29 protein-coding genes are annotated in these 23,503 nt (G+C 48.4%); 13 read left to right on the top strand and 16 right to left on the bottom strand.

Annotated elements, in window-relative coordinates; translation table 11 throughout:
- Positions 1–104: 104 nt before the first annotated feature.
- From U719_RS07410 to U719_RS07430, 5 genes are all read left to right on the top strand, one after another.
- Positions 105–1,502, top strand: coding sequence for an aldehyde dehydrogenase (locus U719_RS07410; protein ID WP_041255424.1), 1,398 nt, complete (start codon positions 105–107; stop codon positions 1,500–1,502).
- A 25-nt stretch (positions 1,503–1,527) separates the two neighbouring features.
- The gene (locus U719_RS07415; protein WP_023468130.1) at positions 1,528–2,349 is read left to right on the top strand and encodes an SDR family oxidoreductase; all 822 of its coding nucleotides are present in this window, start codon (positions 1,528–1,530) and stop codon (positions 2,347–2,349) included.
- A gap of 178 nt (positions 2,350–2,527) precedes the next feature.
- Positions 2,528–3,733: an MFS transporter gene (locus tag U719_RS07420; protein WP_023468131.1), complete on the top strand. Its 1,206-nt coding sequence runs from the start codon at positions 2,528–2,530 to the stop codon at positions 3,731–3,733.
- A 13-nt stretch (positions 3,734–3,746) separates the two neighbouring features.
- Positions 3,747–4,193 carry a MarR family winged helix-turn-helix transcriptional regulator gene (locus tag U719_RS07425; RefSeq protein WP_023468132.1) on the top strand — a complete coding sequence of 149 codons (447 nt, stop codon included), beginning with the start codon at positions 3,747–3,749 and terminating at the stop codon, positions 4,191–4,193.
- Between the two features lie 124 nt (positions 4,194–4,317).
- The gene (locus U719_RS07430) at positions 4,318–4,785 is read left to right on the top strand and encodes a hypothetical protein (protein WP_023468133.1); all 468 of its coding nucleotides are present in this window, start codon (positions 4,318–4,320) and stop codon (positions 4,783–4,785) included.
- Positions 4,786–4,828: 43 nt separating this feature from the next.
- On the opposite strand, the gene U719_RS07435 is transcribed toward U719_RS07430, so the two are convergent.
- Positions 4,829–5,266: a hypothetical protein gene (locus U719_RS07435; protein WP_023468134.1), complete on the bottom strand. Its 438-nt coding sequence runs from the start codon at positions 5,264–5,266 to the stop codon at positions 4,829–4,831.
- A gap of 108 nt (positions 5,267–5,374) precedes the next feature.
- Positions 5,375–6,451 (bottom strand): peptidyl-alpha-hydroxyglycine alpha-amidating lyase family protein, encoded by a 1,077-nt coding sequence (locus tag U719_RS07440; RefSeq protein ID WP_023468135.1) that lies wholly within the window; start codon positions 6,449–6,451, stop codon positions 5,375–5,377.
- Between the two features lie 169 nt (positions 6,452–6,620).
- Between U719_RS07440 and U719_RS07445 the strand changes: the two genes are divergently transcribed.
- On the top strand, positions 6,621–7,652 hold the full coding sequence (locus U719_RS07445; RefSeq protein ID WP_023468136.1) for a zinc-binding dehydrogenase: 1,032 nt from the start codon (positions 6,621–6,623) through the stop codon (positions 7,650–7,652).
- Between the two features lie 64 nt (positions 7,653–7,716).
- Here U719_RS07445 and U719_RS07450 read toward each other — a convergent pair whose 3' ends face one another.
- Entirely contained in the window at positions 7,717–8,211 is a 495-nt protein-coding gene (locus U719_RS07450; protein WP_023468137.1) for a hypothetical protein, read from the bottom strand.
- Between the two features lie 444 nt (positions 8,212–8,655).
- Here U719_RS07450 and U719_RS07455 point away from each other — a divergent pair, with 444 nt between their 5' ends.
- Together U719_RS07455 and U719_RS07460 are read left to right on the top strand one after the other, a co-directional pair.
- Positions 8,656–9,006 (top strand): potassium channel family protein, encoded by a 351-nt coding sequence (locus U719_RS07455; protein ID WP_023468138.1) that lies wholly within the window; start codon positions 8,656–8,658, stop codon positions 9,004–9,006.
- Between the two features lie 201 nt (positions 9,007–9,207).
- The gene (locus U719_RS07460; protein WP_023468139.1) at positions 9,208–10,062 is read left to right on the top strand and encodes a LysR family transcriptional regulator; all 855 of its coding nucleotides are present in this window, start codon (positions 9,208–9,210) and stop codon (positions 10,060–10,062) included.
- 69 nt (positions 10,063–10,131) lie between these two features.
- Here the strand turns inward: U719_RS07460 and U719_RS07465 are convergent, their stop codons facing one another.
- From U719_RS07465 to U719_RS07510, 10 genes are all read right to left on the bottom strand, one after another.
- Entirely contained in the window at positions 10,132–10,419 is a 288-nt protein-coding gene (locus U719_RS07465; protein WP_023468140.1) for a putative quinol monooxygenase, read from the bottom strand.
- Positions 10,420–10,473: 54 nt separating this feature from the next.
- The gene (locus U719_RS07470; RefSeq protein ID WP_023468141.1) at positions 10,474–11,136 is read right to left on the bottom strand and encodes a type 1 glutamine amidotransferase domain-containing protein; all 663 of its coding nucleotides are present in this window, start codon (positions 11,134–11,136) and stop codon (positions 10,474–10,476) included.
- 144 nt (positions 11,137–11,280) lie between these two features.
- Positions 11,281–12,324, bottom strand: coding sequence for a low temperature requirement protein A (locus U719_RS07475; RefSeq protein ID WP_369792084.1), 1,044 nt, complete (start codon positions 12,322–12,324; stop codon positions 11,281–11,283).
- Positions 12,325–12,422: 98 nt separating this feature from the next.
- Positions 12,423–13,127: a type 1 glutamine amidotransferase domain-containing protein gene (locus tag U719_RS07480; protein WP_023468143.1), complete on the bottom strand. Its 705-nt coding sequence runs from the start codon at positions 13,125–13,127 to the stop codon at positions 12,423–12,425.
- A gap of 80 nt (positions 13,128–13,207) precedes the next feature.
- Positions 13,208–13,546 carry a helix-turn-helix domain-containing protein gene (locus U719_RS07485; RefSeq protein WP_023468144.1) on the bottom strand — a complete coding sequence of 113 codons (339 nt, stop codon included), beginning with the start codon at positions 13,544–13,546 and terminating at the stop codon, positions 13,208–13,210.
- 8 nt (positions 13,547–13,554) lie between these two features.
- The gene (locus tag U719_RS07490; RefSeq protein WP_023468145.1) at positions 13,555–14,088 is read right to left on the bottom strand and encodes an NAD(P)H-dependent oxidoreductase; all 534 of its coding nucleotides are present in this window, start codon (positions 14,086–14,088) and stop codon (positions 13,555–13,557) included.
- Complete coding sequence (locus tag U719_RS07495) at positions 14,085–14,741, bottom strand: SDR family oxidoreductase (protein ID WP_023468146.1); 657 nt, start codon at positions 14,739–14,741, stop codon at positions 14,085–14,087. The genes U719_RS07490 and U719_RS07495 overlap by 4 nt, the downstream gene beginning before the upstream one ends.
- Positions 14,742–14,789: 48 nt before the next feature.
- The gene (locus U719_RS07500; protein WP_023468147.1) at positions 14,790–15,227 is read right to left on the bottom strand and encodes a MarR family winged helix-turn-helix transcriptional regulator; all 438 of its coding nucleotides are present in this window, start codon (positions 15,225–15,227) and stop codon (positions 14,790–14,792) included.
- Between the two features lie 89 nt (positions 15,228–15,316).
- Complete coding sequence (locus U719_RS07505) at positions 15,317–15,691, bottom strand: hypothetical protein (RefSeq protein WP_023468148.1); 375 nt, start codon at positions 15,689–15,691, stop codon at positions 15,317–15,319.
- On the bottom strand, positions 15,685–16,596 hold the full coding sequence (locus U719_RS07510) for an alpha/beta fold hydrolase (protein WP_023468149.1): 912 nt from the start codon (positions 16,594–16,596) through the stop codon (positions 15,685–15,687). Before U719_RS07510 ends, U719_RS07505 begins: the two co-directional genes overlap by 7 nt.
- A 242-nt stretch (positions 16,597–16,838) precedes the next feature.
- Here U719_RS07510 and U719_RS07515 point away from each other — a divergent pair, with 242 nt between their 5' ends.
- Complete coding sequence (locus U719_RS07515; RefSeq protein WP_023468151.1) at positions 16,839–17,522, top strand: ABC transporter permease; 684 nt, start codon at positions 16,839–16,841, stop codon at positions 17,520–17,522.
- A 1-nt stretch (position 17,523) separates the two neighbouring features.
- Positions 17,524–18,414, top strand: a complete 891-nt coding sequence (locus tag U719_RS07520; protein WP_023468152.1) for an ABC transporter ATP-binding protein — start codon at positions 17,524–17,526, stop codon at positions 18,412–18,414.
- On the opposite strand, the gene U719_RS07525 is transcribed toward U719_RS07520, so the two are convergent.
- From U719_RS07525 to U719_RS07535, 3 genes are all read right to left on the bottom strand, one after another.
- Entirely contained in the window at positions 18,403–19,014 is a 612-nt protein-coding gene (locus U719_RS07525) for a YdeI family protein (RefSeq protein WP_023468153.1), read from the bottom strand. The genes U719_RS07520 and U719_RS07525 overlap by 12 nt on opposite strands.
- 64 nt (positions 19,015–19,078) lie before the next feature.
- Positions 19,079–20,164 carry a GGDEF domain-containing protein gene (locus tag U719_RS07530; RefSeq protein ID WP_023468154.1) on the bottom strand — a complete coding sequence of 362 codons (1,086 nt, stop codon included), beginning with the start codon at positions 20,162–20,164 and terminating at the stop codon, positions 19,079–19,081.
- A gap of 155 nt (positions 20,165–20,319) precedes the next feature.
- Entirely contained in the window at positions 20,320–20,703 is a 384-nt protein-coding gene (locus U719_RS07535; RefSeq protein WP_023468155.1) for a hypothetical protein, read from the bottom strand.
- Between the two features lie 142 nt (positions 20,704–20,845).
- Here U719_RS07535 and U719_RS07540 point away from each other — a divergent pair, with 142 nt between their 5' ends.
- Genes U719_RS07540 through U719_RS07550 form a run of 3 tightly spaced genes read left to right on the top strand, consistent with a single transcriptional unit; the run spans position 20,846 to position 23,429 of the window.
- The gene (locus U719_RS07540; protein WP_023468156.1) at positions 20,846–21,850 is read left to right on the top strand and encodes an ATP-binding cassette domain-containing protein; all 1,005 of its coding nucleotides are present in this window, start codon (positions 20,846–20,848) and stop codon (positions 21,848–21,850) included.
- Positions 21,847–22,641: an ABC-2 family transporter protein gene (locus U719_RS07545; RefSeq protein ID WP_023468157.1), complete on the top strand. Its 795-nt coding sequence runs from the start codon at positions 21,847–21,849 to the stop codon at positions 22,639–22,641. Before U719_RS07540 ends, U719_RS07545 begins: the two co-directional genes overlap by 4 nt.
- A complete protein-coding gene (locus U719_RS07550) occupies positions 22,638–23,429 on the top strand; it encodes an ABC transporter permease (protein WP_023468158.1) in 792 nt (263 codons plus the stop codon). Before U719_RS07545 ends, U719_RS07550 begins: the two co-directional genes overlap by 4 nt.
- Positions 23,430–23,503 lie beyond the last annotated feature (74 nt).

Consider the following 23,503-nt stretch of genomic DNA (forward strand, 5'->3'; position numbering starts at 1 on the left):
CTTTTCTCACACATGAGAAGAGAGTTTGATTTTACACTAAACGTTTAAATGTTTAAACGAAAGAACATAAAGAAAGTGAGCGATGAATGATGCAACACTTAACCATGATTTTACAAGATCAAGCCGTAACCGAAGAAGTTTATAGTGGGAAACGTGCATTTTTTGATGCAGGGAAGACGAAGACGATCGATTTTCGATTACAACAGCTCGAACGGCTGGAACAGTTAATCCGATCGAACGAAGAACGGATTCTCGTAGCATTAGCAAAGGATTTAGGAAAACCGACATTTGAAGCTTACACGTCAGAAATCGGCGTGCTCTATCAAGAGCTACGTGAAGCGAAAAAACAGTTAGCGCGCTGGATGGAGCCGAAGCGAGTCGCAACACCACTCGTCCTGCAGCCGTCAAAGAGCTTCATCCGACACGATCCGCTCGGCGTCGTCTTGATCATCGGACCATGGAATTACCCGTTCCAGTTGTTGCTTGCACCCGTCATCGGGGCAATCGCAGCCGGGAATTGCATCGTCTTGAAACCGTCGGATTTGACACCGCATACGTCGGGCTTGATTGCAGAGCTCATCGCAACGACGTTCGATCCAGACTATATCAGTGTCGTTCTCGGCGATGGGGCAGTCGTCGGTGACCAATTACTCGATCGATTCCGTTTCGACCATGTCTTCTTTACGGGAAGCCCGGGTGTCGGACGACATATCGCCATGAAGACGGCTGCCAAACTGGTACCGACGACACTTGAGCTTGGCGGGAAGAGTCCCGTCATCGTCGATAAGAGTGCCAATCTGCAGATAACAGCGAAACGGATCGTCTGGTCGAAATTTTTCAATGCTGGTCAAACGTGTGTCTGTCCGGATTATCTGCTCGTTGAAGAGACGGTCAAGGATGCGTTGATCCAGTTGCTAAAAGCAGAAATCAGACGTGCTTTCGGAGCGGATCCACAAATGAGTGAAAGTTATGGACGCATCATCAATGAGCGCCGCGTACACGCTCTGCAACGTCTGATGCAACAAGGCACGATCGTTCACGGAGGACGAATCGATTTAGCGGATCGCTACGTGGAGCCAACATTGCTTGACGCTGTATCGCTTGAGGACGACATCATGAAAGAAGAAATCTTCGGTCCGTTACTTCCGATCGTATCGTTCAGCTCACCGGAACAAGCTGTCTCGATCATTCGCCGCAACCGTTATCCACTCGCCTTATATCTCTATACGGAATCACTGGAGATGGAATCCTACTTCTTGGAGCACGTCGAGTTCGGAGGAGGATGTATCAACAATGGCATGGTGCATCTGATGAACGCTGAACTGCCGTTTGGTGGAGTCGGTAGTAGCGGGATGGGGGCGTATCACGGCAGACACACCTTTGAGACGTTCTCGCATGCGAAGAGCATCGTCAAAACTTCGACGAAACTTGATCCATCGTTACGCTACGCGCCGTACACATCGAAAAAAATGACCATCGCAAAACGTTATTTTGCACGCTAAGTCAAACTACAAAGGAGAATTCACAATGAAACAAAAGAAAACGATCGTCATCACGGGAGCATCTAGCGGAATCGGACGGGCAACCGTCGAACGGTTCAGTCAGGAAGGATGGCAAGTCGCAGCAAAGATGCGAAAGCCGGAGACGTCAAGTGACCTCGCCTCATTACCAGGTGTTCGCTTGTATGCACTGGATGTCACGGACGAGAGGAGCATTCGTCTAGCCTTTGAAGCTATCACGAACGATTTCGGTACGATCGACGTCCTGTTGAACAATGCAGGGTACGGTGCGGTCGGCATCTTCGAGGAGGCGACACCGGAGCAAATCAAGCGTCAATTCGATACGAACGTCTTCGGCGTCATGAACGTGACGCGTCAGGCATTGCCGCTCTTTCGAAAACAGCGAAAGGGGAAGATCGTGACCGTGACATCCGTCGGGGGACAAGTCACGTTTCCAATCTATAGCCTGTACCACAGCTCGAAATGGGCTGTCGAGGGATTCATGGAATCGTTGCATTATGAGCTTGCTCCGCTCGGGATCGCCGTCAAACTGATCGAACCAGGACCGATCAAGACCGACTTCTACGGACGGTCGCAAGATCTCGTGCAAACGGACATCGCGGATTACGCCACCTATATGAAAACGGCACTCAAAAATTCGAACGCAGCAGGAGAAGAAGCCGAAGGACCGGAAGTCGTCGCGGGTGCGATTCACCGTGCCGTGATGGATGACTCGAAAAAGATGCGTTATCCTGTCGGTAAGAACGCAGCGAACTTAATTCGATTGAAACGATTTTTGCCGCACGCGGTCTTTTTCCGGATCGTCCGTCGTGTCATCGAAAAAGCATGATTAGTCGAGACTGACGCAAAAAGAATGCGGTAAGGGTGGCAGATCATCATTCTGCCATCCTTATTTTTATAGAGACTGACTTTTGAATTAGCCTCGTTAACCGATTGATCCGTTGACAAGCGATCGGTCGCTTCATATAGTTTAGTTAACTTAACTATAAGGAAAGGGAGTCTGATTCATGGCAGTGCTGAGGAATCAACGCTTTGTCTTCATGTGGTTGTCCGGTATGACATTAACGCTCGGTTTTGCAATCTTCTTCTTGAGTGTGTCGTGGTTGACGATTGATGTCTTGCGACAGCCCGCTTTGCTTGGTCTGATATTAACTGCCGTGTCGTTGCCCCGAGTCATCATGATGGTGTTTGGTGGCGTGTTCGCGGATCGATTCCAAAAAAGCCGTCTTCTCTTTTGGACGAATCTCGGACAGGCGTTCTTGATGCTCGGTGTCGTTCTTTTACATTACGCTGATGCGTACTCGGTCGGGACACTCTTGTTGATTTCTGTCGTGTTTGGCATTTTGGATGGCATGTCTTATCCTGCTTTATCGTCCTTGTTGCCGTCTCTGGTTCCTGCGTCGCAATTACAGCGGGCGAATTCCTTATTTCAAGGATCACTCGAATTGATGTTCGTCTTCGGTCCGTTTCTCGCAGGACTTCTGCTAACGCAAGGGGGATTTGGACTGAGCTTCGGGACAGCGATGATCTTAATCTTTATTGCAGCCGTACTGGTCCTGCCGCGGCTAATTCGCGATCCTATTCCTGATACCTCCGTCCTCTCGATACGTCAGGTCTTACGCGACTTGCGTGAAGGGATTCGATATGTCAAAGAGACGCCCGTCTTACGTGCCGGTACGTTGTCGATTGCCATCGTCAATCTATTCGTCATGGGACCGTTGATCATGAGCATCCCGATTCTCGTCGGCGCAGCGAAAGGGTCAGCAGCGGATCTCAGTCTCATCGAAGGTGGTCTTGCTGTCGGGACATTTGTTGCCAGTGTCGTCGTGTTGTTTCTAAGGTCGATTCATCGCGGTCGGTTCGTCTTTCGTGCGCTGTTTTTGACGTTAGGTGCTTTCTTGCTGTACACCCAGGTGGCATCGATTCCGTTACTTGCTTTCACGGCGGCGATGAGTGGATTTTTGTTGATGCTCGTCTATCTGCCGACCGTGACGATTTTACAGGAGCGGAGTGATCCGGATAAGATCGGACGCGTCATGAGCATCATGGCGCTTGCCGCTTCCGGTCTAGAACCGATTGCGTTCGCGGTCTTATCGCTGCTAGTCGCGATCGAAATTCCTATCCAGTTCCTACTGATTGCGTTCGCAGTGATTGGTGTCGTCTGTGGTCTGTTACTCTATCGCAGAAGTCGAGATTTTCGGAACATTTCATGACAGGAGGAAAACAATGGAAGGATCAAAAAAACAGGACATCTTGACGATGTATCGGCGTATCGATGAACTAGATCTTCAGCTGGCGAAGTTTTTCGCAGCGTTGAATCCGTTTGCTTTGAGTCAACAACAGGAACAGCTACTGCTATTGTTCAAACGAAAAGACTCCTGGACGTCGACGGAAATCGCACGAACGATGGGAATCTCGAAGAGTGCGGTCAGTCAAGTACTCAAGATTTTGGAAGAACGTACATTCATCAAGCGTCGAAAGAATCCAGCAAACTTAAGGGAAAGTTTCATCCAACTCGATACGAATGGGGTAGCCTATTTGCGAAAGATGGATGAGATTGAAGAGCAATTGGCGGAGGAGATGACGACGATTCTTGACGAAATGGAACTGGATATCATCAATCGTTCCCTTGTGCTCATGATTGATCGATTTCAGGAACTCCATCGATCGTAAGTAAACGGATTTTCATAATCAGAACGAATCAAATGGGAAAATCCTGGAATGATTTGTATGATACGCTAAGTCATAAGTGATTCAGAAACACCTTTTATATTGATTCACTGAAAGGAGAATGACAGTGAAATTCTTTATACTTAGCGTATTGCCACTACTTGTCGTACTCAGCACGCCACTCTTCTCGATGACGGAGCCAATCTCACAAACGCTCTACTTTTTGGTAGTGTTCTTACTGACATGTCTGTCGGCGATGATGCTCGTTGAGCGACAACGTTTTTTCAAGCGTCTGAATACAGTACGACCGCTATACGGTATCGTGATCGGAATTCTTGGGCTTGCTAGTTTTATTGGGATACTGATTTGGCTCTCGCCATTTTTGTTGCAGACTGGTCTTGGAGGTCGCATCCTGACGTTCATATTGATGTATCTTGGAATCTTGATTCTTGGTTTCATCACCGGTTGTTTCTTCGAAGGCATTACGCGCCAACCGAAGGATCAATTGATTCGCCCGGTCTTTCTGTTCATCGGGACAGGGTATATAATCTTGACTGTCTTTGGCATTTTGCAACTTTATCACCAAGCAGGATGAAATAACCCCCTTGACGTCATCGTACGTCAAGGGGGTTATTGTTTCACTGCACTTTCAGTAAGAATCCGAATTGTCCGTCTCCTTGTTTCCAGCGCGAGTTTAGTTCGTACGTATAGAGACCAGGTTCTGTCGGGACGTTGAATTGGTCATCTTTCAATACAACAGGAGATTTCTTTTTCTGTTCGTCCCATTGTGTTAGCTTAACTTCTTCTGGATTGCCTGATAATTTGACGCGAACGGATGCGCCGGCAGAAACATTAACTGCTTTTTGTCCATTTGCCATATCGAGTCCATCGCGGTAAATTTTATCACCGCATCGACTGCGAAGTAAGCTATCCCAGCAGAAAGACCCTTGGACGGTCGGAACATCCTTTCCGTTTGCCTCGACTTCGGGATTCGGTGGCGCACCACGGAACGGTTCGAAAACGATGATGCAGACGACAAGGATCAGTAGGACGGTTAACGTAAAAGCACGTTTCATGAGGCACCTCCAGTTGGTTTGCTTTATTTTACCAAAAATAGAGCGAACCGAGTGAAGAGGTTTTTTAAGGAAAGACTATTTATTTCTTACACTTTACGAGTGCACTTGTCATCTTTTTTCAGAGAACAGTTGTAGTCGCTTGTTCAACAACTCCGCGACATAAATCGTTCCATCCGAACCGACCGCGATGTCGTGCGCGATCCGGAGTTGTCCCGCTTCTTTGCCCCATGTACCGAATCGTTTCTCGATCTTTCCTTGTTTGTTCAAGATGACGATTTGGCTTTGCGCGTTCTTTTTTTGTCCATTAAGATAGTTTCCACCATCGGCGACGTAGACTTTACCGTTCGCACCGACTTCGATCCCGTACGGTCGACCGAGTTCTTTTGACGACCACGTATCGATGTGTTTGCCGTTTTGATTAAAGATTTGGACCCGGGCGTTGTCCCGGTCCGCCACATAGAGATTCATCTCATCGTCGCTACTGATCCCATGCGGAAGATTGAACTGTCCGTCTTGTTTGCCGAGTTCATTGACTTCCCATTTGACTGTTCCTTTTGGATCGAACATGACGATGCGACTATTCCGATAGCCGTCAGATACGGCGAACGAGCCGTCCTTGAAAACGGTGACGTCTGTCGGACGAGCGAACGTCTTTTCATCTAGCTGTAGCGGGATGCTTGGCAAGACGTTTCGGATACGCAGACCGACTTCCGTGAACGGACCATATGCGTTTCCGAACGTTTGCAAGACTTTACCGGACGCATCGAGCTTGAAGACTTGGTTCAGACTGATGTCGGTAATCCAGATATTGTTTTGGTCATCGACTTCGAGACCGTGCGGTGACTTGAATAGTCCTGCACCTAACCGCTTCTTCACCTGCATCGTCTTTCCGTCGAGCACGATCAATGTCGGTTCTGTGATGTAGGTGTCATCCCCGTATGAATTACTACCTCGGTGTAAATAGTAGACGTCATCGTTCGGAGCAACAGCGACGCCGCTTGCTTCACCGGCAATCGAACGATCGCGCGTTTCTAGTGGCCAAGCGACCTGTCCGCGATACGTCGTATCTTTTGGGATGGGTGGATAGTTGTCTTTCATGACGGGATCTGCGCCACCTCTCGACCAGGAAATACCCAGTACCGTGATGGTTGCTAAAGTCCCTATAAAGATCAATCGTTTTTTCATGCATCGTTCCTCCAGACGTGAATTCGTATCCATATTATATCTAGATATTAAACGAGGACGAATCGTTCTATAGGAGGAGACAGCGGGTTACGGAAGCAGGATATTAAAATCAGGATGAAGGGGTAAAGAAGAGAGATACCATATGGAAGAAAGAAAGTGAGGCAAAAACATGAAGGCAGTCACCGTAACGGGGCATGGTGGGCTTGAGCAGCTCGCCTATATCGATCAAGAGACACCACAACCGAAACAAGGCGAGGTACTGATTGAAATCAAAGCTTGCGCCTTGAATAATACAGAAATTTGGATGCGGGAAGGCGCATATGGTGCGGAGAGTGAATCAGGCTGGAAAGCAGAAGGGGTCAAGTTCCCCCGGATTCCCGGTTCAGACATCAGCGGACGGATCGTCGCGGTCGGAGACGGTGTCGCCGAGACGGAAATCGGACGCGACGTCGTCTTGTTCCCGTTCACGGCGAGTGGAGAAATCGCTGACGAACAGAGTGCCGAGGACTTATCGTTCATCGGTTCCGAGTACGACGGCGGATACGCGGAGTATGTCTGCTGGCCGCTCGAACTCTGTTACGACATGCCGCTTGCTTCCTATACGGACAGTGCGGTCTTCTCGGTCAGTGGATTGACGGCGTGGCACATGGTCGAACAACTTGACTTACAACAAGGACAGACGTTACTTGTAACAGGTGCCAGTGGTGGTGTCGGCTCACTCAACGTCCAGATTGCGAAACAGGTCTTCGGCGCCCGTGTCGTCGCACTCGTCGGTGACTTGAAGCTGACGGATCAATTGCAAGAACTCGGGGCGGACCTGGTCGTTTCCTACCGTGAGCCGGACTGGGATCAGCAGGTCATGCAAGAAGTCGGTCCGGTCGATGCGATTCTCGACGTCGTCGGCGATGCCGTGTTCAAACAAGGACTGGATCTGCTAAAGCGCGGCGGAACGTACTGTATATCCGGATCGTCCGGGGGACAGGTGACTTCGCTCGATTTTCGGACGCTTTACTTGAAGCATATCCGTCTACAAGGATCTGTCCTTGGCAATCGCCATGATTATGAGAAATTACTGGAGGCCGTTCGGACGCAGACGATTCATCCCGTCATCGACCGGACGTTCCCGCTCGCTGAAGCGCGAGAAGCCCAAGCGTACTTCAAACGAGCTGGCAAATTCGGCAAGGTCGTCTTGCTACCATAAGAGAAACCGAACAAAACGAGCTATCCTCTTCCTGTGATGGAAAGGATAGCTCGTTTTCGTATCGTTAACGATTTGGCAAGATGTAAAAAAGCGTGACGGTCGAGCTGACAGGCTCCTCTTCCGTATAATCGATGAATTCCTCCTGTGATTCATGAATCGTATACCGGTTGCCCGGCAAGAGTTCGGTTACCCAGGTCGGAACGTGTGAAGCGAGAGGGAACGACTGAATCCGCTCAAGTGGGAATGGGGTTCCGTCCGGATTCGTCGAGTGGACATGTAGTGCGTCTTGTGAAGCATCCTCGAGGACAATCGTTATGTAAAGCTGATGTTCAATCTGTTTTTCCGCTAGTTTTTGTTGCATGTCCTGCATAGCGCTCAATGCAATCCGAAGATGTGCTTTACGAATACGCAGACTCGCGTTGCCATGTCCATAAAAGTCAGGATGCTCGTGCCAGTCGTTAAACCAAACGTCTGAATCAATATAGGCTGGAGAAGAAAAACTGTTGAATTCAAGCTCGAGATTTTTAAAGTAACGGCGTTTGCCGCGGAATTTTTTCATGAGCAATGTATCTTTCAGTTAAGGGATTTTTATTTTTCATATGGGAAATAAGGCGAACACACTAAAAACGGGTAAATAAAAACCAATGACTTAAATGTTGTGACTCGTTTTTAAGTGACGAACTGATTGCGCGGACGTTCCCGGTGTCGTAATCGCCACCGCCTTGTTGACAATGGTCTATACGATTGATTACGCCATTATGAATCAGAACATGACCTACGCGCTCGGTGCAGATATCTGTTTCTGATCAACTGTAGTTTTATTTTGATCGCGACGTTGATCGGTGTCAAATAGCTCCTACGGACGGATTAAAGTTTACAGATCCAGTCATCAAAACGAATCGATTATTTCCTGATCTCTGACTTGAATCAACTTGATCCTGACCAACTAGAGAAATTGTTCAATGAACGTGTGCCGTAATGACGGAACTGAGGAGGAGAGAGCATGCTGGCGTTCTTTATTTTGATCCGAAATTTTTTTCATGTCATTCGTATCTTATTCAAGCAAGAAGAACAGAAGGCATTGATGATCATGGTCGGGGCACTTTTTTTGATTGGAACGGTCTTCTATCACAATGTCGAACAGTTCAGTATTCTGGACGCCTTTTATTTCTCCGTCATGACGCTCGCGACGGTCGGATACGGGGATCTCGTCCCACAGACAGCGTTCGGTAAATTGTTTTCGATCGTGTATGTCATGCTTGGCGTCGGTGTTCTCAGTGCCGTCATCGTGAACGTCAATATGGCATTAAAACAATATCACCGGGAGAAGAAAAAGAAAGAAGAGCAGAAATGAAATCAGATTTGACGCTTTTCTTGCAATGATCCGCGGAGCAATCGTTGAGTTCTAAATAGAGAAACTTCTAACGAAGCATTATGGAAATCCTCTGTCATTATCCGATAAATAAATTTATGACTTACTAAATTATTCGTTATTTGTCTTATAGATTGAATGAATCTATACTTTTTAAGAAGACCAAGCAAAAGGAGAAACCACATGATTGATTTTGAATGGTATCGCAGTTTCATTCATGTTTACCAACAGCGTTCCGTCTCGGCAGCGGCAAGAATTCGTTTTTTGACGCAACCGGCGGTCAGCCAGCATATCGCGGCACTAGAAGCAGAACTGGAGACATCCTTGTTCATCCGTGCGCCACGGCAAATGATTCCGACGGACGCGGGAACAGCCCTCTATACACAAGTCGTCGGATTGATTGATCGGCTCGAGGAATTATCACTTGAGATGAAGTACGAAGCAGGGGAACAACCTCGTCCGGTCTTGAAATTCGGGGGACCTACGGAATTCGTCACGCATGGGATCGTGCCGAAGCTACCGCTCGATGTCGCACAGTTCACGGCAGTCTTTGATTTGACGGCTCCTCTTTTGCAACGCTTGCTTGCGAATGAGCTCGACTTCATCATCGCAACGAAGCGGATCGATGAGCCGGGCGTCCAGTACGTCCCGATTGCTGACGAACGCTTTCATTTGATCGCCCCGATTGGCTACGATGCTCCGGAAGCGGATCTAAAGGAGTGGATGGACCGTCAGCGCTGGATTAGCTACGGACTTGAGCTGCCGATCATTCGTCGGTACTATCAGACGCAGTTCGGAGAACGACCTGGGATCCGTCCGGAAATGATCTTACCGAACGTCGATGCGATACTAAAAGCGATCGAAGCAGGACACGGGATTAGCGTTTTGCCCGATTATCTCGTCGAGGCAGCGGTCAGTGCTGGACGAGTACAGCGGATTGCGCCGGAACGATTCGCGACGAATCAGTTATATGTCGCCTATCGAACGGACTCGCGCCACAATCCGGTTTTGCAACAGGTGATTAAGGCGTTAGGTTGAATCGTATGAAAAAAGTCCAATCCACAAGCAAATGCTGAGAGGATTGGACTTTTTTGTATGAAATATACATTACTTTGATACGTCATCTAAGAACGTCACGTTTCGATCAACGACGAGATTGGCACTGTCTGCTCGATAGGCTTGATAGTGCGGTGATGCGACATGCTGATCGAAAGCGTCTTGATCACGCCATTGTTCATAAAAGTAGAAGACGTTCGGATTGTCGATGGCGCGATGTGTCTGATACGTCAGGCACCCTTCTTCTGCACGCGAAGGTACGATCACACCTTCGATGATAGAAGCGAGCTGTTCGCCTTGATTCGGATGCGCTTCGATTCGGGCAATCAGTTGAATCATCGATAGAACCTCCTATGAAAAGAGATCCTTCATCCAAAGGATCCCTTGTTTTGATTAGTTGAGTGTATTGATGACGGCTTTCGCGACCGCAATCGTAGATTGTGGATTTTGACCCGTGACAAGGTTTCCGTCGACTTGGACGTTTTCCGTGAAGTTGTCAGCCGTGATGATATTCGCACCGAGTTCACGAAGACGTGTCTCGAGCAAGAATGGCATGTAGACGTCAAGACCTGTCGCGCGTTCTTCTTCATCCGTGAACGTTGCGATCGTCTTTCCAGCGACGAGTGGTGTTCCGTCTGAGAGTGTCGCACTGACGAGTCCAGCGGGTCCGTGGCAGACCGCAGCGACCGTCTTATTCGCTTCAAACAATGTCCGAAGAGCGTTGTTCAAGGCATCACTTTGTGGCAAGTCGAACATCGTACCGTGTCCACCTGGCATGAAGATTGCATCGAATGCTGAGAAATCCTGGATTGCTTTTAAATCAAGTGTCTCTTTCAAGAGTGGAGCTGTCGCTTGAATCTCAGCTGGGACTTCGTCTTCAAGGCTCCGAGCGTCGATTGGTGATTCGCCGCCGTTCGGGCTTGCGACCGTTACCGTATATCCTGCGTTCTTGAATTCGATGTACGCTTCCGCGAACTCAGACAACCAAAGTCCAGTTGCGTGACCTTCCTTCATTTCTTTTGCGTTCGTGACGACCATTAAGATGTGTTTACTCATGATATGTTCCTCCTTTTTCGTTTGCCGATTGGCTACGTGATTAGAATACGCCCGCATGAATCAAAAAACAAATTAATAAAAATGAGCTTATCGATAAATAAATTTATACATAAAATAACCAGATGATTAGCACCATCTGGTTGATCATGTTTCGGACGAGGGACGTAAAAGTGTCGTCCAATAATACATCCCCTGAAAGAGGATTAGAAGTAAGGTCAGGAGCATCACGAGTAGCAACAAGAGGGGAGGGAGAATGAAGAAACTTCCGATGAGTAGGCATGTCAGCAAGAGACGGAGTTGGAGGAAGCGTCTCGTCATTCGAACAGACACGGTATCTTTTTGGCCAGTCAATCCGATACCACCGGTCGTCCAAATGAACAGCAGAGTCGCGCTGAAAAAGAGCAGAACAGCATCCGGATCAGTTGCGACATAACCTGAAAAAGCGCTACGGACGAGCAATAAAGATATCACGATACCAAGGTTCCACATTCCCCACCAATAGACGTGCCAGGCGGTCGGATGATACAGGCGGTAGATGACTTGATCGTAGTAGATCCAAAAACAGCAGACGAGATAGAGGAAGAGTAAGAACGGGAACAATAAATCTTCTCCTGCTGCCAGCAAGTCGATCACGCCAAGGACACCTTCTCCAAGGACAAGCATCGTAAACAAGCCAAACCGCTCAGGCAAGTGATTGCGTGTCAACTCGGGAAGTTGTTCGTGAGCACGTAACGTCCACAGCGTCTGAAATAACTCAATGAGTAAAGCAAGCAGGACGAGCGGTAAAAATGCAACCCAATAACTGAATGTGACGAGGAGCATCGCCGTGCCATGTCCGAGCAATAAAATACGGAAGGTTCTTCTTTGTGCCTCTTCCGTCATTCGGACAGTACCCCACATGAATAAGAGCCAAAGACGTGAGAGGATAAAGCTTAGGACGAACCAGCCGACATGTCCTTCGACGACATGGTGAATAGAGTAAGCGAACAAGCCAATCGGCATCATCAAGGCGATCAAGAGAAGACGATGGCGGCTTGTATTTTCCTCATAGCGATCGGAATAGAACGTCGTACTCCGCCAGACGATCCAAGGTGCGATGAAAAATACCAAGAAGAGTAGAAGCGTCGACATGATGCCTTCGGATAGATGCGCTTCAACGAAATGAATCGCTTCGACGAGAGAAGCGATGAAAAAAGATCAAAGAACAGTTCAATCCACGACGCCTGTCGGTGCCCAGTCGTCGTATGAATCGTTGGTCGTGACCATTCGTGCATGTTCAGACCCCCTTATGCTTCAAGCAATTCGATGACACGCATTGCGACTTCCTGTCCCGATTCTTGCTGTTGCCCGGTGATGAGATGTCCATCGACGACTGAAAACGGTGTCCACGGGGAGGCGGAGACGAACACCGCACCAAGACGCTTCGCTTCCTCCTCGATGCGAAACGGCATGACACGCATGCCTGTTGCTTGATCAGCTAGAGCTTCTTCCGCGTTCGTAAAGCCGGTCATGCGTTTGTCTTTGACGAACGGGCGCGCGCCATCCTTTAGATAAAGTAATAGACTCGTACCGTGACATAGTGCCGCTGATGGTTTTCCTGCACCATAAAAGGCGAGAAAGGCTTCATGGAGTGAAGTGGCTTGTTCAAACGTAAACATCGGGGCTTGACCACCAGCGACGAGAATGGCATCAAATCCGGTGAGGTCCAGATCATCGATGCGCGGTGTCGTTGACAGGCGTGTCAAAAATTCAGGGTTATCCCGATACGACAGTGAGAGCTGATCATGAGCCGAGTATCCGCTTGGATCAGTAGGATCACTGAGTGCATCCCAGTCAACTTTACCGCCATCTGGACTTGCAATCGTTACGTGATACCCGTGTTTTTGAAACGTTTCCAGCGGATGGGTCAACTCTGATAACCAAAACCCGACCGGCCATTGTGTTGTCGATGAGACGGTTGTATTCGAGACGACGAGTAAGATCGTTTTCATGAAAAAATCCTCCTGTTCGTGGTGTGATGGATGACTTAATGTCATCGTATCAAACACGTTCAGAAGGACAAGTACGCACATTAAGGTGAGTGGGGTGCTTTATACTGCATTCCCCATTGTTGCAAGGCACGTAGAATCGGCTCGAGGTCACGTCCCTGATCCGTCAGACCGTATTCGACGTGCGGTGGGTTCTCATGATAGTCGTGACGGAAGATGAATCGTTCCTCTTCAAGCACCTTTAACGTATCCGATAAGACTTTATGGCTTATGCCGGGAACGAGACGTTTCAATTCACCATACCGACGATTTTTTAAGAACAGTTGCCATAAGACTAACACTTTCCACTTGCCCATCAAGACGGTCATGCTGAGCTGGACCGGACAGTCGAATTCACGTGTCTGGTAGAGAAAACGTGCCATGTGAGACCTCACTTTCGGATGGGAACTTGAAGTGTCTGTTCGATGAGAGATGCCGTTGCCTTTGCTAATGCTTCATCGGATAAGGTGCGGACGCCGGACAAAATGTACGGGGGTAAAAACGTCATCCCCGTCAAATTCGCCATCGCTTGAAACGGTGTCGTCAATTGATCAAACGTGAAGCGATTTAAACCCGACGGTTGGTAAGCTTCCGCTGGACCGCCCGTTGAAAAAGCGAGTAACAGTTCCTTCCCATGCAATCGTGTACCAGCTTGACCATAAGCCCAGCCGTAAGCAAGTACCTCGTCTTGCCATAGTTTCAGTAAAGCGGGGCTGCTATACCAAAAGAACGGAAACTGGAGTACGATCCGGTCGTGTGCCATCAATAACTCTTGTTCCCGTTTTACATCAATCTTAAAATCGGGATAGGCGGCGTACAAATCATGAACCATCACGTTTTCTTGCTGTTGAAACGCGTGCATCCACGTTCGATTGATACGAGAGTTTGTTAGATCCGGCTGGGCGACGATAACGAGTGTCTTCATTGTTGTTCCTCCTTGTAAATGCGTTCGATAGCTCGATCTTGACGAAGCTCATGTAAGGCTTGCGCGATATGCTGTGGTGCAAAGTAGGTTCCTTCTTTGACGAAACCGGCGATCGTCAACGTTCCGACATGGATCGATTGTTCCTTCAACTCGTCATGCAAGCTATACGCTAGATTTCGGAGTGCCGCTTTACCGAGCGATAAAGAAGCGACTTCGGCAATAGGTGAGAGCCCAAGTCCACCACCTGTCAGGAGGATCGATGCGTCAGGTGATAAGTACGGGAGTGCTGCATTGACGCTGTTGAGTGCACCGATGACATTGACTTCGAAGTCCGCGCGTAAATTTTCTGCGCGTAACACTGTTGGACGACCTGGCGTGTTAGCTAGCGCATTATAAAGCAGGACATCAATCGAGCCATGAATCTGTTTAATGACTTCAAATTGCGCCGCAAGCGAGACGGTAGTTCGTACATCCGCGACATGAGCGGTCGCATCGTATCCTTGATCTGTCAGGCGAGTGACGAGTGATTGAAGACGTTGTTCATCCCGCGCCATCAGTGCGATGCGATAGCCGTCCTGTGCGAAACGAAGTGCCGTATGATATCCGATTCCGGGACCGGCGCCAATGATTACTATGGTCTGTTGTGTAGTCATGAAAACACTCCTCAATAGTTGTATATACAAACGTTAGGGCAAAAAAACTCAAGCACGCTCAAGTTTTTCATTTGCATCCCGAAGTGATTTGCTCAGTTGCTTACTCTCGTCCTTGCCAAGAATCGCCGCATAATCAGCGAATAACTGCTTCAACGATTGACGAAACGAGCCGTAAACTTCTTCCCCCTCTGTCGTCAAGCGGACGTGAGATTGTTTCCCGCGTGACGTACGATGAATCCATCCTAGTGCTTCGAGTTTGTCTAAGAACCGTGTGCTCGTTGAGGGTGCGAGTGATAAGCGCTGACTCAATTCCTTTTGTGTGATGTCTGGATGGAAATGGACGACGAGCATCATGTAGTAATAAGAGGGTGCGAGCTCACCATCGATGGCTTGATCAGCCAATTTTGCGATATTACGGGCAAAGCGGCTCGATGTGAAATAGAGACAGTAGGTCAATAAGTCTTCCTCTTCCTGAATCAATGACATGAATCATGCTCCTTCCATAACGTTTGTATATACAACTTAAAACGATAAAAGCAGGATGTCAAGAGAGACATCCTGCTCAGGTAGTCGATTCACTTTAAGACAGGTTGGAACGTCGTACTCCGCGTAGCGACGATGACACTAGCAAGACTTGCGACTGTTCCAAGGACAGCGACGATGATCGTCGAGGATCCATTCGGAATCAAGAAGCTGACGGGCATCAGTCCGACGAAACTGAAGACGATCAAGGATTGATAGACGACATTGATGATCTTCAGGACAGGATGTTCGAAAAATGATAGGACGAGCAGTGGTAAGAATAAGAAGACAATTAGTCCAATCGCGAGGTAAACCGATAATGGCTCTTCAAACGAAATGGTGTTTCCAGTTGAGTGGCGTGCTGCGACAAGGGTAGCGACGATCGCGACGCATAAGGTCACACAATCGAACGTTAACCGTTTTAACATATGAACCCCTTCTTTTTACTCTTATTCCATAATAAACTATTTTTTCGAATGGAAGACAATATTTTTCCGGACGTCCAGTAGTGACGAATCGCTTTGATGATTATGTCAGGACGATCCCAGTGTAATAGATGTCCTGTCTCCGGAACGAAATGGACCGTTGCTTGCGTCATCTCATGTAATCGGTTCGTTGCCTGCTGACGGATCGATGCTTGATCCGTCGGTAACGTTGCGACGTACAACTGAATGTCCGCTGGTGGAACGTCCGGGAGGAAATCAAGAACATCCTCGTGGTGAAGCGCGCGTACGATCGCAGCAGCCGTCTCTCCTCGCGCATGCCAGTGGAATCGTCCTTCCTCCATCCGAAGGAGATCGGCACCAGCTAAATCGAGGGAGTGCGAGCGACGTGCATCCGGAGCATAGACAGCAACGTCTAAAAATTCGTCCCATGTCGAAACGGAATCCTCGAAATCTTGTTCATAAAAGACGACTTCTTCCTCTACGGAAAGACCGTAAAGCCGTTTACTATGATAGCCGCCGTCAATCAGAATCGTGCCGAGCACACGATCCGCATGTTCAATCAAATAATACAGTGACAGAACACTTCCCCATGAGTGCGACAAGGCATAGAACCGCTTGATATCAAGGATGTGTAAGACTTCGTCGATCCAGTCCGTAAAGGGTTTCATGCGATAGTGTAGAGGATCTAAGAAAGCTGGTGTTTTGCCGTGACCGGGTAAATCAATCGCAATCAGACGGAATTCATCAGCGAGCGCTTCGGCGATTTCGATGAAGCTGAGACTCGTACTGCCGAGTCCATGAAAGCAGACAATCGTCGGAAGCTGTTCGGTTCCCCATTCCGTAATGTGGACGGATTGTTGCTGACAGGTGATCGTATAACGTTTCATTTGCCGTCTCCTTTTTTCTTTTACTGTACCATGAGGAGAATGTTGGGAATTGAAAAATAAGGAAAATTTCTTTAAGGAGTAGCGTAGAGTAAGATAACACGTCATTTACATAGAGGAGAATTCACATGGAAACCATCTTCACGATGCTCTTAACAGCCGTTACCTTATATGGACTCGGTGTCCTTGTCACGAAAGTAAAACAACGCTTGCGTTAATCAAAAATATGTCCAAAGGAGTCCGTCATGTTTCCAATCGTAAAACAAGAATTCACGAGCAGCTTCAAAAGCATCAAAGCGATTCTATTGATTCTTTTTCTGACGATCACGTCCGTCTTCACAGCATCGTATTTGACGAGGCATCCGGAACTGCTTGCTGGCGTTAATCAACCGTCTGCCTATACTTCAAGCATTAAGTTCTTCATCCTGTTCTTCGGTTTTCTGTTCGTGGCTGCGTTATCACACGACATCATCAATCGTGAAATCGAGACACGGACGATTCGTTTACTGGTCACGAAGACGTCGCGTCTGCGAATCGTTTTGGAGAAGTTTCTCGGATCATTGTTATTCTGGTGCGCGACGCTTACGATCAATTTCCTGATTGTCTCGCTCTACGCGCAGCAATGGTTCTGGATCGATTATCTGACGGTTCTGATCGTCATCCTATACATCACCAGTTTCAACATCTTTTTATCTACGATGATTGCGAAGCCTGGTTTGACGATGTTTCTCGGTATATTTCTCGGGATTGTCGTCCCGATCATCGGTCTCTGGTCAGCGTTCTCGGAAAAATGGTACCTGGTACCGTTTCAATACATCTTGCCGTACCACGCTGTCATAATGTCTGGGACGTTATTACTGTTACCTGTTTTATGGAGTGGGTTGTTTTTGACAGTCTCCTATCTCACGTTAAAGCGAAAGGATTTGTAATATGAGTGCGATTGAAGTAAATGGGTTGAAGAAATCGTTCGGTGCGAAGGAAGTCTTACGAGAAGTGAATTTGACGGTCGAACGAGGAGAAATCTTTGGTTTTTTAGGTCGTAATGGTGCTGGGAAATCGACGTTCATTCAGATTATGACCGGAATCACACAAGCGACAGGCGGAACCGTCGCACTTCTCGGTGAATCCGCTGATCGTCTGGATGCCATCAAACAACGGATCGGGGTCATGCCGGATACATCGAATCTGTATCATGATATGACGGCACGTGCGTTTCTTAACTATATGTCAGGATTATCAGGAGTTCGCATCACGAAGCAAGAAGTTAGAAGATTGCTTGAACAAGTCGGATTAAGCGGGACGGAGCGACAAAAAATCGGGAGCTTCTCGTTCGGGATGAAGAAAAAGATCAGTATCGCACAAGCGCTCACCGGAAATCCGGAATTACTCTTTTTAGATGAACCGACGTCCGGTCTTGATCCAGAATCGGCGATCGAGATCCAGCGATTGTTGCTTGCATTAAAAGCGGACGGAAAAACGATTTTCTTAACCTCGCATAACTTGAATGAGATCGAAAAGATGTGTGACCGTGTCGCCATCATGACGGAGGGAAGAATCGTCCGCTGTGGAACCGTTGCGTCCTTACAAGAAGCAATGAGGCAGGAGATTCAAATCCGTATTCGGACTTTTCCGCGATTAGCGCCATCGCATCTGCCAGCATACGCTCGGCTTTTGTCGCAAACCGATGATTGTACACGGCTTGATTTATCGACGGAAGAGGATATTCCAGAGTTACTCGTCATGCTTGCGGAACAAGACGTCAAAGTCTACGAGGTGCAGATCGAACGTCAATCGTTAGAAGAGATTTTCTTAGCGGTCTGACCGACTAGCCTCTGATTCCGTCTCCGGAACATCTTCGAGTAAAAGACGACCCCCGTCATTCCACTGACCGTACATCTGATTCCGTTTCGTTTTTTCAATCAACGTCTGCAGACGTTTTTCATAGAGAACGGGATCCTTGCGTACACTTTGAATCGTATCGATCCGGATGCGTCGATAGAGCTCCGGGAAGTCATTAAACTGTTCATAGACGACCGGGTCTTCTTGTAGGCGCGCTTGGATCGTGTCATCAATGACGAACGCATCAGCACACATGTCTGGTAGAACCTGTCGTCCGGACGGTTGCATCAAGCCGAGGCGCTCTAAGCGACGGACTCGTTCCTTGTTCAGTTCGGTCCAGTTGCTGTTTTTTCGACGCGGGGTGAATCGTTGCGCCAGTTCGCCGTCTTCGGTCTTCTTTGCAATTCCATCAATCCAGCCGAAGCAAAGTGCCTCTTCGACGGCATCGAGATAAAGTAAACCGTCCCCGATTTGTTTTCGACTGAGAATCACCCAACAGAAGGTCGCGCGATTCGCGTGTTTCGTCAGCCACTGTCGAAAGCCATCGCGATCGGTAAAGCGTAAGACATTCGTGATTTCCACGTTCGTTCCTCCATTTCAGATAGCAGTGCCCCCTCCACGTCACGCGAGGGGGCACTTTTCGTATTCATCGCAACGGGTCATGATGAAAGACACAATTCCGACCACTCTTCTTCGCTTGATAGAGGGCAGCGTCTGCCTGCTGGATCGTCTGCAGAAAATTATGGGTCTCAGACGGTTGATGAGTTTGGCGAGACACCCCAATCGATAACGTCACTTGCAACGGTTCCGTCGCTGATAACTCATACGTCCGTTTGGCACTGGCTTCACAGATTTGTTCCGCGAGTCGACGCGTCTCCGGCAACGAATGCTCCGGCAACAGCATCATGAACTCTTCACCGCCGAATCGTCCGAGCACACAAGTTGGGGGACAATACGATGCTAGCAAAGAGCTGATTTGCCGTAAAATATGATCGCCGCGGTCATGACCGTAAGTATCATTGACCTGTTTGAAATGATCGACATCGATGATCATGATTGAAAAGTCCGTCTGTTGTGATTTGTAACGTAGGACGGTCTCTTCTAAACGACGTCGATTATCAAGCCCTGTCAACGTATCCGTCAAGGCAAGACGCCGATGCATCCGGACTTGAGTGAAGTGCCAGCGGACTTGATGCAAGATGCTGTGCAAGAGGAGACCGGCGCAACCATTCCCGACGAGAAAGATCGTCATCGCTGTCACGTCATTCGGTTGAACATGTTGAACGTATGGTAAACAGAGAATGAGTGCAATGCCGAAAATGATTGGAAACGAGATGAATCGATCCGGTGCTTCATTTTGTAAGTACAAGACAACGATGCTGACAATCAGATACGTACCGATCAGCCAATAGGCATGAGCGGAATCAAAAACGAACGTTTGAAGGGAAGCGAAGACGAGGGTCGTGATGAAGCCGCTACTAATACCTCCATAAATGAAGGCGACGACAATCAAGGTAATCGATAAATCGAATTGAAATCCCTCATAGGTGATGGCATTATGGATGACCCAGTAGCCGGCACCTGTCGCAAGAATCAGTACTAACAGATTTTTCTTCAGCCAACTGTCGAGCGTGTTTCGAAACTGAAATCGTTTAAAAAAGAACAGGGAGATGAGCACGAAGAAAAAGGTCAGAGCGACGTTGAGGATAAGATGGTTCAGTGTATTCCACATGTTCGTGTTCCTCTCAAATGAGTTCTGAAAAATAACTACAAAAAAATGCTTCATTCAGTGAATATTTATTCTTTATAGCCAATCATACCCTAAAGATGTATGAGAATATCTTGATTTCCGTATCTTTTAAAAAAGATCAAATTTCTTTTTCAAAATCAATAATACTCTGAGATTTTCTCACGTGAAGACTCGACGAGATAATCAAGTGAGACGAAATTACGAATGAATGCATACGAGCCAATTTCCTCGATGGATACGCCTAATCTCTCTGCCTGGTGGCTGCGGTCGTCTTCTTGCGATTGCAGCATCTCGAAGCCTGCTGCTTGCATCCGCTCTCCGTCGAATTCGAGCGTAACGACATCTCCATCCTGCCAATCATTTTTTAATTGATGAAAGTGCGTTTGATACGCTGCGCTTGGAGGATCGACTTCAAAGGCGATCCAGCCTGTTGGTGCATCGATTTGAAATGTCGGTGACAATCCACCGCGCGTCACGATTGATTTCATGTGATGCCGATGTGTCATATGGCGTAATAGCATGGTCAGACCACTCCTTTTTTTATCTATTATTACGCGACAGCGTCAGAATATCGAGAAAAATTTTCAAAAGAGATGGAAGACTCTTGGATTTTTCTGGTATACTACGTTTTCGGAAAGCGTTTGCACAAAAGGGGGAGAATACATGCAACCATATGCCGTCAAAGCAACAGGACTGACGAAACACTATCAAATCCTAGAACGGGAACCGGGACTACGCGGAGCGATCAAAGCGTTATTTCACCGGACGTACCGGACGAAAGAGGCGGTCAAAGCGATTGATTTGACGATCGCGCCAGGAGAACGGGTCGGCTATATCGGTTTCAACGGTGCCGGGAAATCGACGACGATCAAGATGCTCGCTGGTGTCCTGCGTCCGGACGCGGGGAACGTCCGGGTATTCGGACTTGATCCACATGCCGACCGCGTCAAGAACGCGTCACAAATCGGAGCCGTCTTCGGTCAGCGGACACAACTGTTCTGGGACATTCCGGTCCAAGAATCGTTTGAGCTGTTAAAGGAAATCTATCAAGTGCCGACGTCCGAGTTTGCCGAGACGCTCGCGTGGTTTCGGGAGAAGCTTGATCTGGCACCGCTCTTAGACGTACCAGTCCGACAACTGTCGCTCGGACAAAAGATGCGCTGTGAACTAGCCGCAGCCTTCCTGCATCGACCAAAAGTCGTCTATCTCGACGAACCGACGATCGGGCTTGATATCGAGATCAAGGAGACGATCCGTCATTTCATCCGCGAGATGAGTGATCGCTGGGGGACGACCGTCATCTTGACGACGCACGACATGCAGGATATCGAGGAAGTCTGTGACCGGGTGATCGTCCTAGACGACGGTAAAATCATCTATGACGATACGATCGATCAGTTGAAGGCATCCTTCAGTCACGAGCGGACACTTCGAATCACGCTCGAAGAACCGGTGCCGTTCGCTTTACCGACAGCGTTGATCAATCGTGTGATTGTGTTTGAGACGGATGAACTAACGTATGAGCTCGCCTTCGACGACCGAGAACTGTCAAGCGGTCAAGTCATCAAGGAAATCGTTTCGCTGTACGCCGTTCGGGACGTCTCCGTGTCCGTCCCGAAGATGGAGACGTTAATCCGTAAGCTCTACCAAGCGGGGATCAGCGCATGAGAATCCGTAAATATACCGCATTGATGCGGTCCCAAATCAAGGTTGATCTCGCCTACACGGCCTGGTACTGGGCAAGCATGTTCAGCGTGACGATGCGCTTGTTCATCCTCTATTTCTTCTGGCAAGCCGTGTATGCCAATAAGACCGATGTCTCCGGTATCTCACTGTCGACGATGCTGACGTATGCGGTGCTTGCGACGATGATCGATCAGTTCCGCGGGGGTGCCGGACGTGATCTCGCCCGGATGATCAAACAAGGGGCAATCGCAGTCGAGTTACTCCGTCCGTATCACTTGCTTGATAAACTACTCGCTCAAGATATCGGCTCAAAAGTCTCGGTCTTGTTCCGCTCGATTCTGCCACTCGTCCTCGTCTCGATCTTGTTCATCGGCGTGGATCGACCACAGTCGTGGTTGGCTGGCATCGCCTTCGTTGGTAGTGTCCTTTGTGCCGTGTTGCTCGCGACATTGATTGACTTGCTCGTCGGCATCTTCGCGTTCTATACCGTCAACATTTGGGGACTATCCGTCTTACAGGACGCCGTCATCACGATCATGTCCGGTGCGATCGTTCCGTTGACGCTGTTCCCGGACTGGTTTCAGACGATTAGTCTATACTTACCATTCGCTTCACTCGTCTACGTCCCGGTTGCGATCTATACGGGAGAGATCGGCGCAAGCGGCATCCTGCAAGCGTTACTGATTCAAATCGGCTGGTTGATTGGATTCTTTGTCATCTTGCGAATCACGTTCGCGCTCGCGATCCGGAAAGTGACGGTGTTCGGTGGATGAAACGATACATAAAACTCTACTGGCTATATGCCAAAAGTCATTTTAAGGTCATGATGGAATACCGAATTGACTTCCTGATCGGTGTCTTGTCGGTCTTCGGTCAACAGTTCGCCTCACTCTTTTTCCTGTCGGTCGTCTTTCAGCATATCGAGACGTTAAACGGCTGGGACTTTTACGAGATTCTATTCATTTACGGGATCGCTTTTTTAGGACGAGCCTTACACCATATCTTCTTTGATAACTTGTGGACGATCGGCTGGCAGTACATTCGGACCGGGAATCTGGATCGGTTGTTGATGCGACCAGTCAATCCGTTGTTTCAAATCATCGCGGAGCGTGTCCAGCAAGACGGGTTCGGTCAACTGTTGATTGGTGGTGGGGTGCTCTATGTTGCTTCCGATCACCTCGACATGATCTGGAGCTTCGGTGATGTCTTGATGCTGATCGTACTTGTTCTTTCGAGCGGAATGCTCTATATCGCGATCAATCTGTTTTTTGCGACGTTCTCGTTTTGGATGGTCGACAGTTTACCGATCGTCTCAGCAGTTTTCAGTTTGAGTGATTTCGCTCGTTACCCGATGACGATCTACTCGAAGGTGTTGATGTTCGTCTTGACTTACATCATCCCGTTCGGCTTCACTGCCTTTTATCCGGCGATGTATTTCTTTGACGGAAGAGGCTATGGCGTAATGGCGATTGCGACACCACTTGTCGCGATCATCGCCTGTTTGATTGCTTATCGGTTCTGGTTGTTTGGACTGAAGGCATTCGCGAGTACGGGATCATGAAAGAAGGAGAACCTTGAAGTGTTGCGACGCTTCAAGGTTCTTTTTGTTTCTAATCAATTTAGATATGGATTTCT

The organism is Exiguobacterium sp. MH3, assembly GCF_000496635.1.
Lineage (GTDB): Bacteria > Bacillota > Bacilli > Exiguobacteriales > Exiguobacteriaceae > Exiguobacterium_A > Exiguobacterium_A indicum.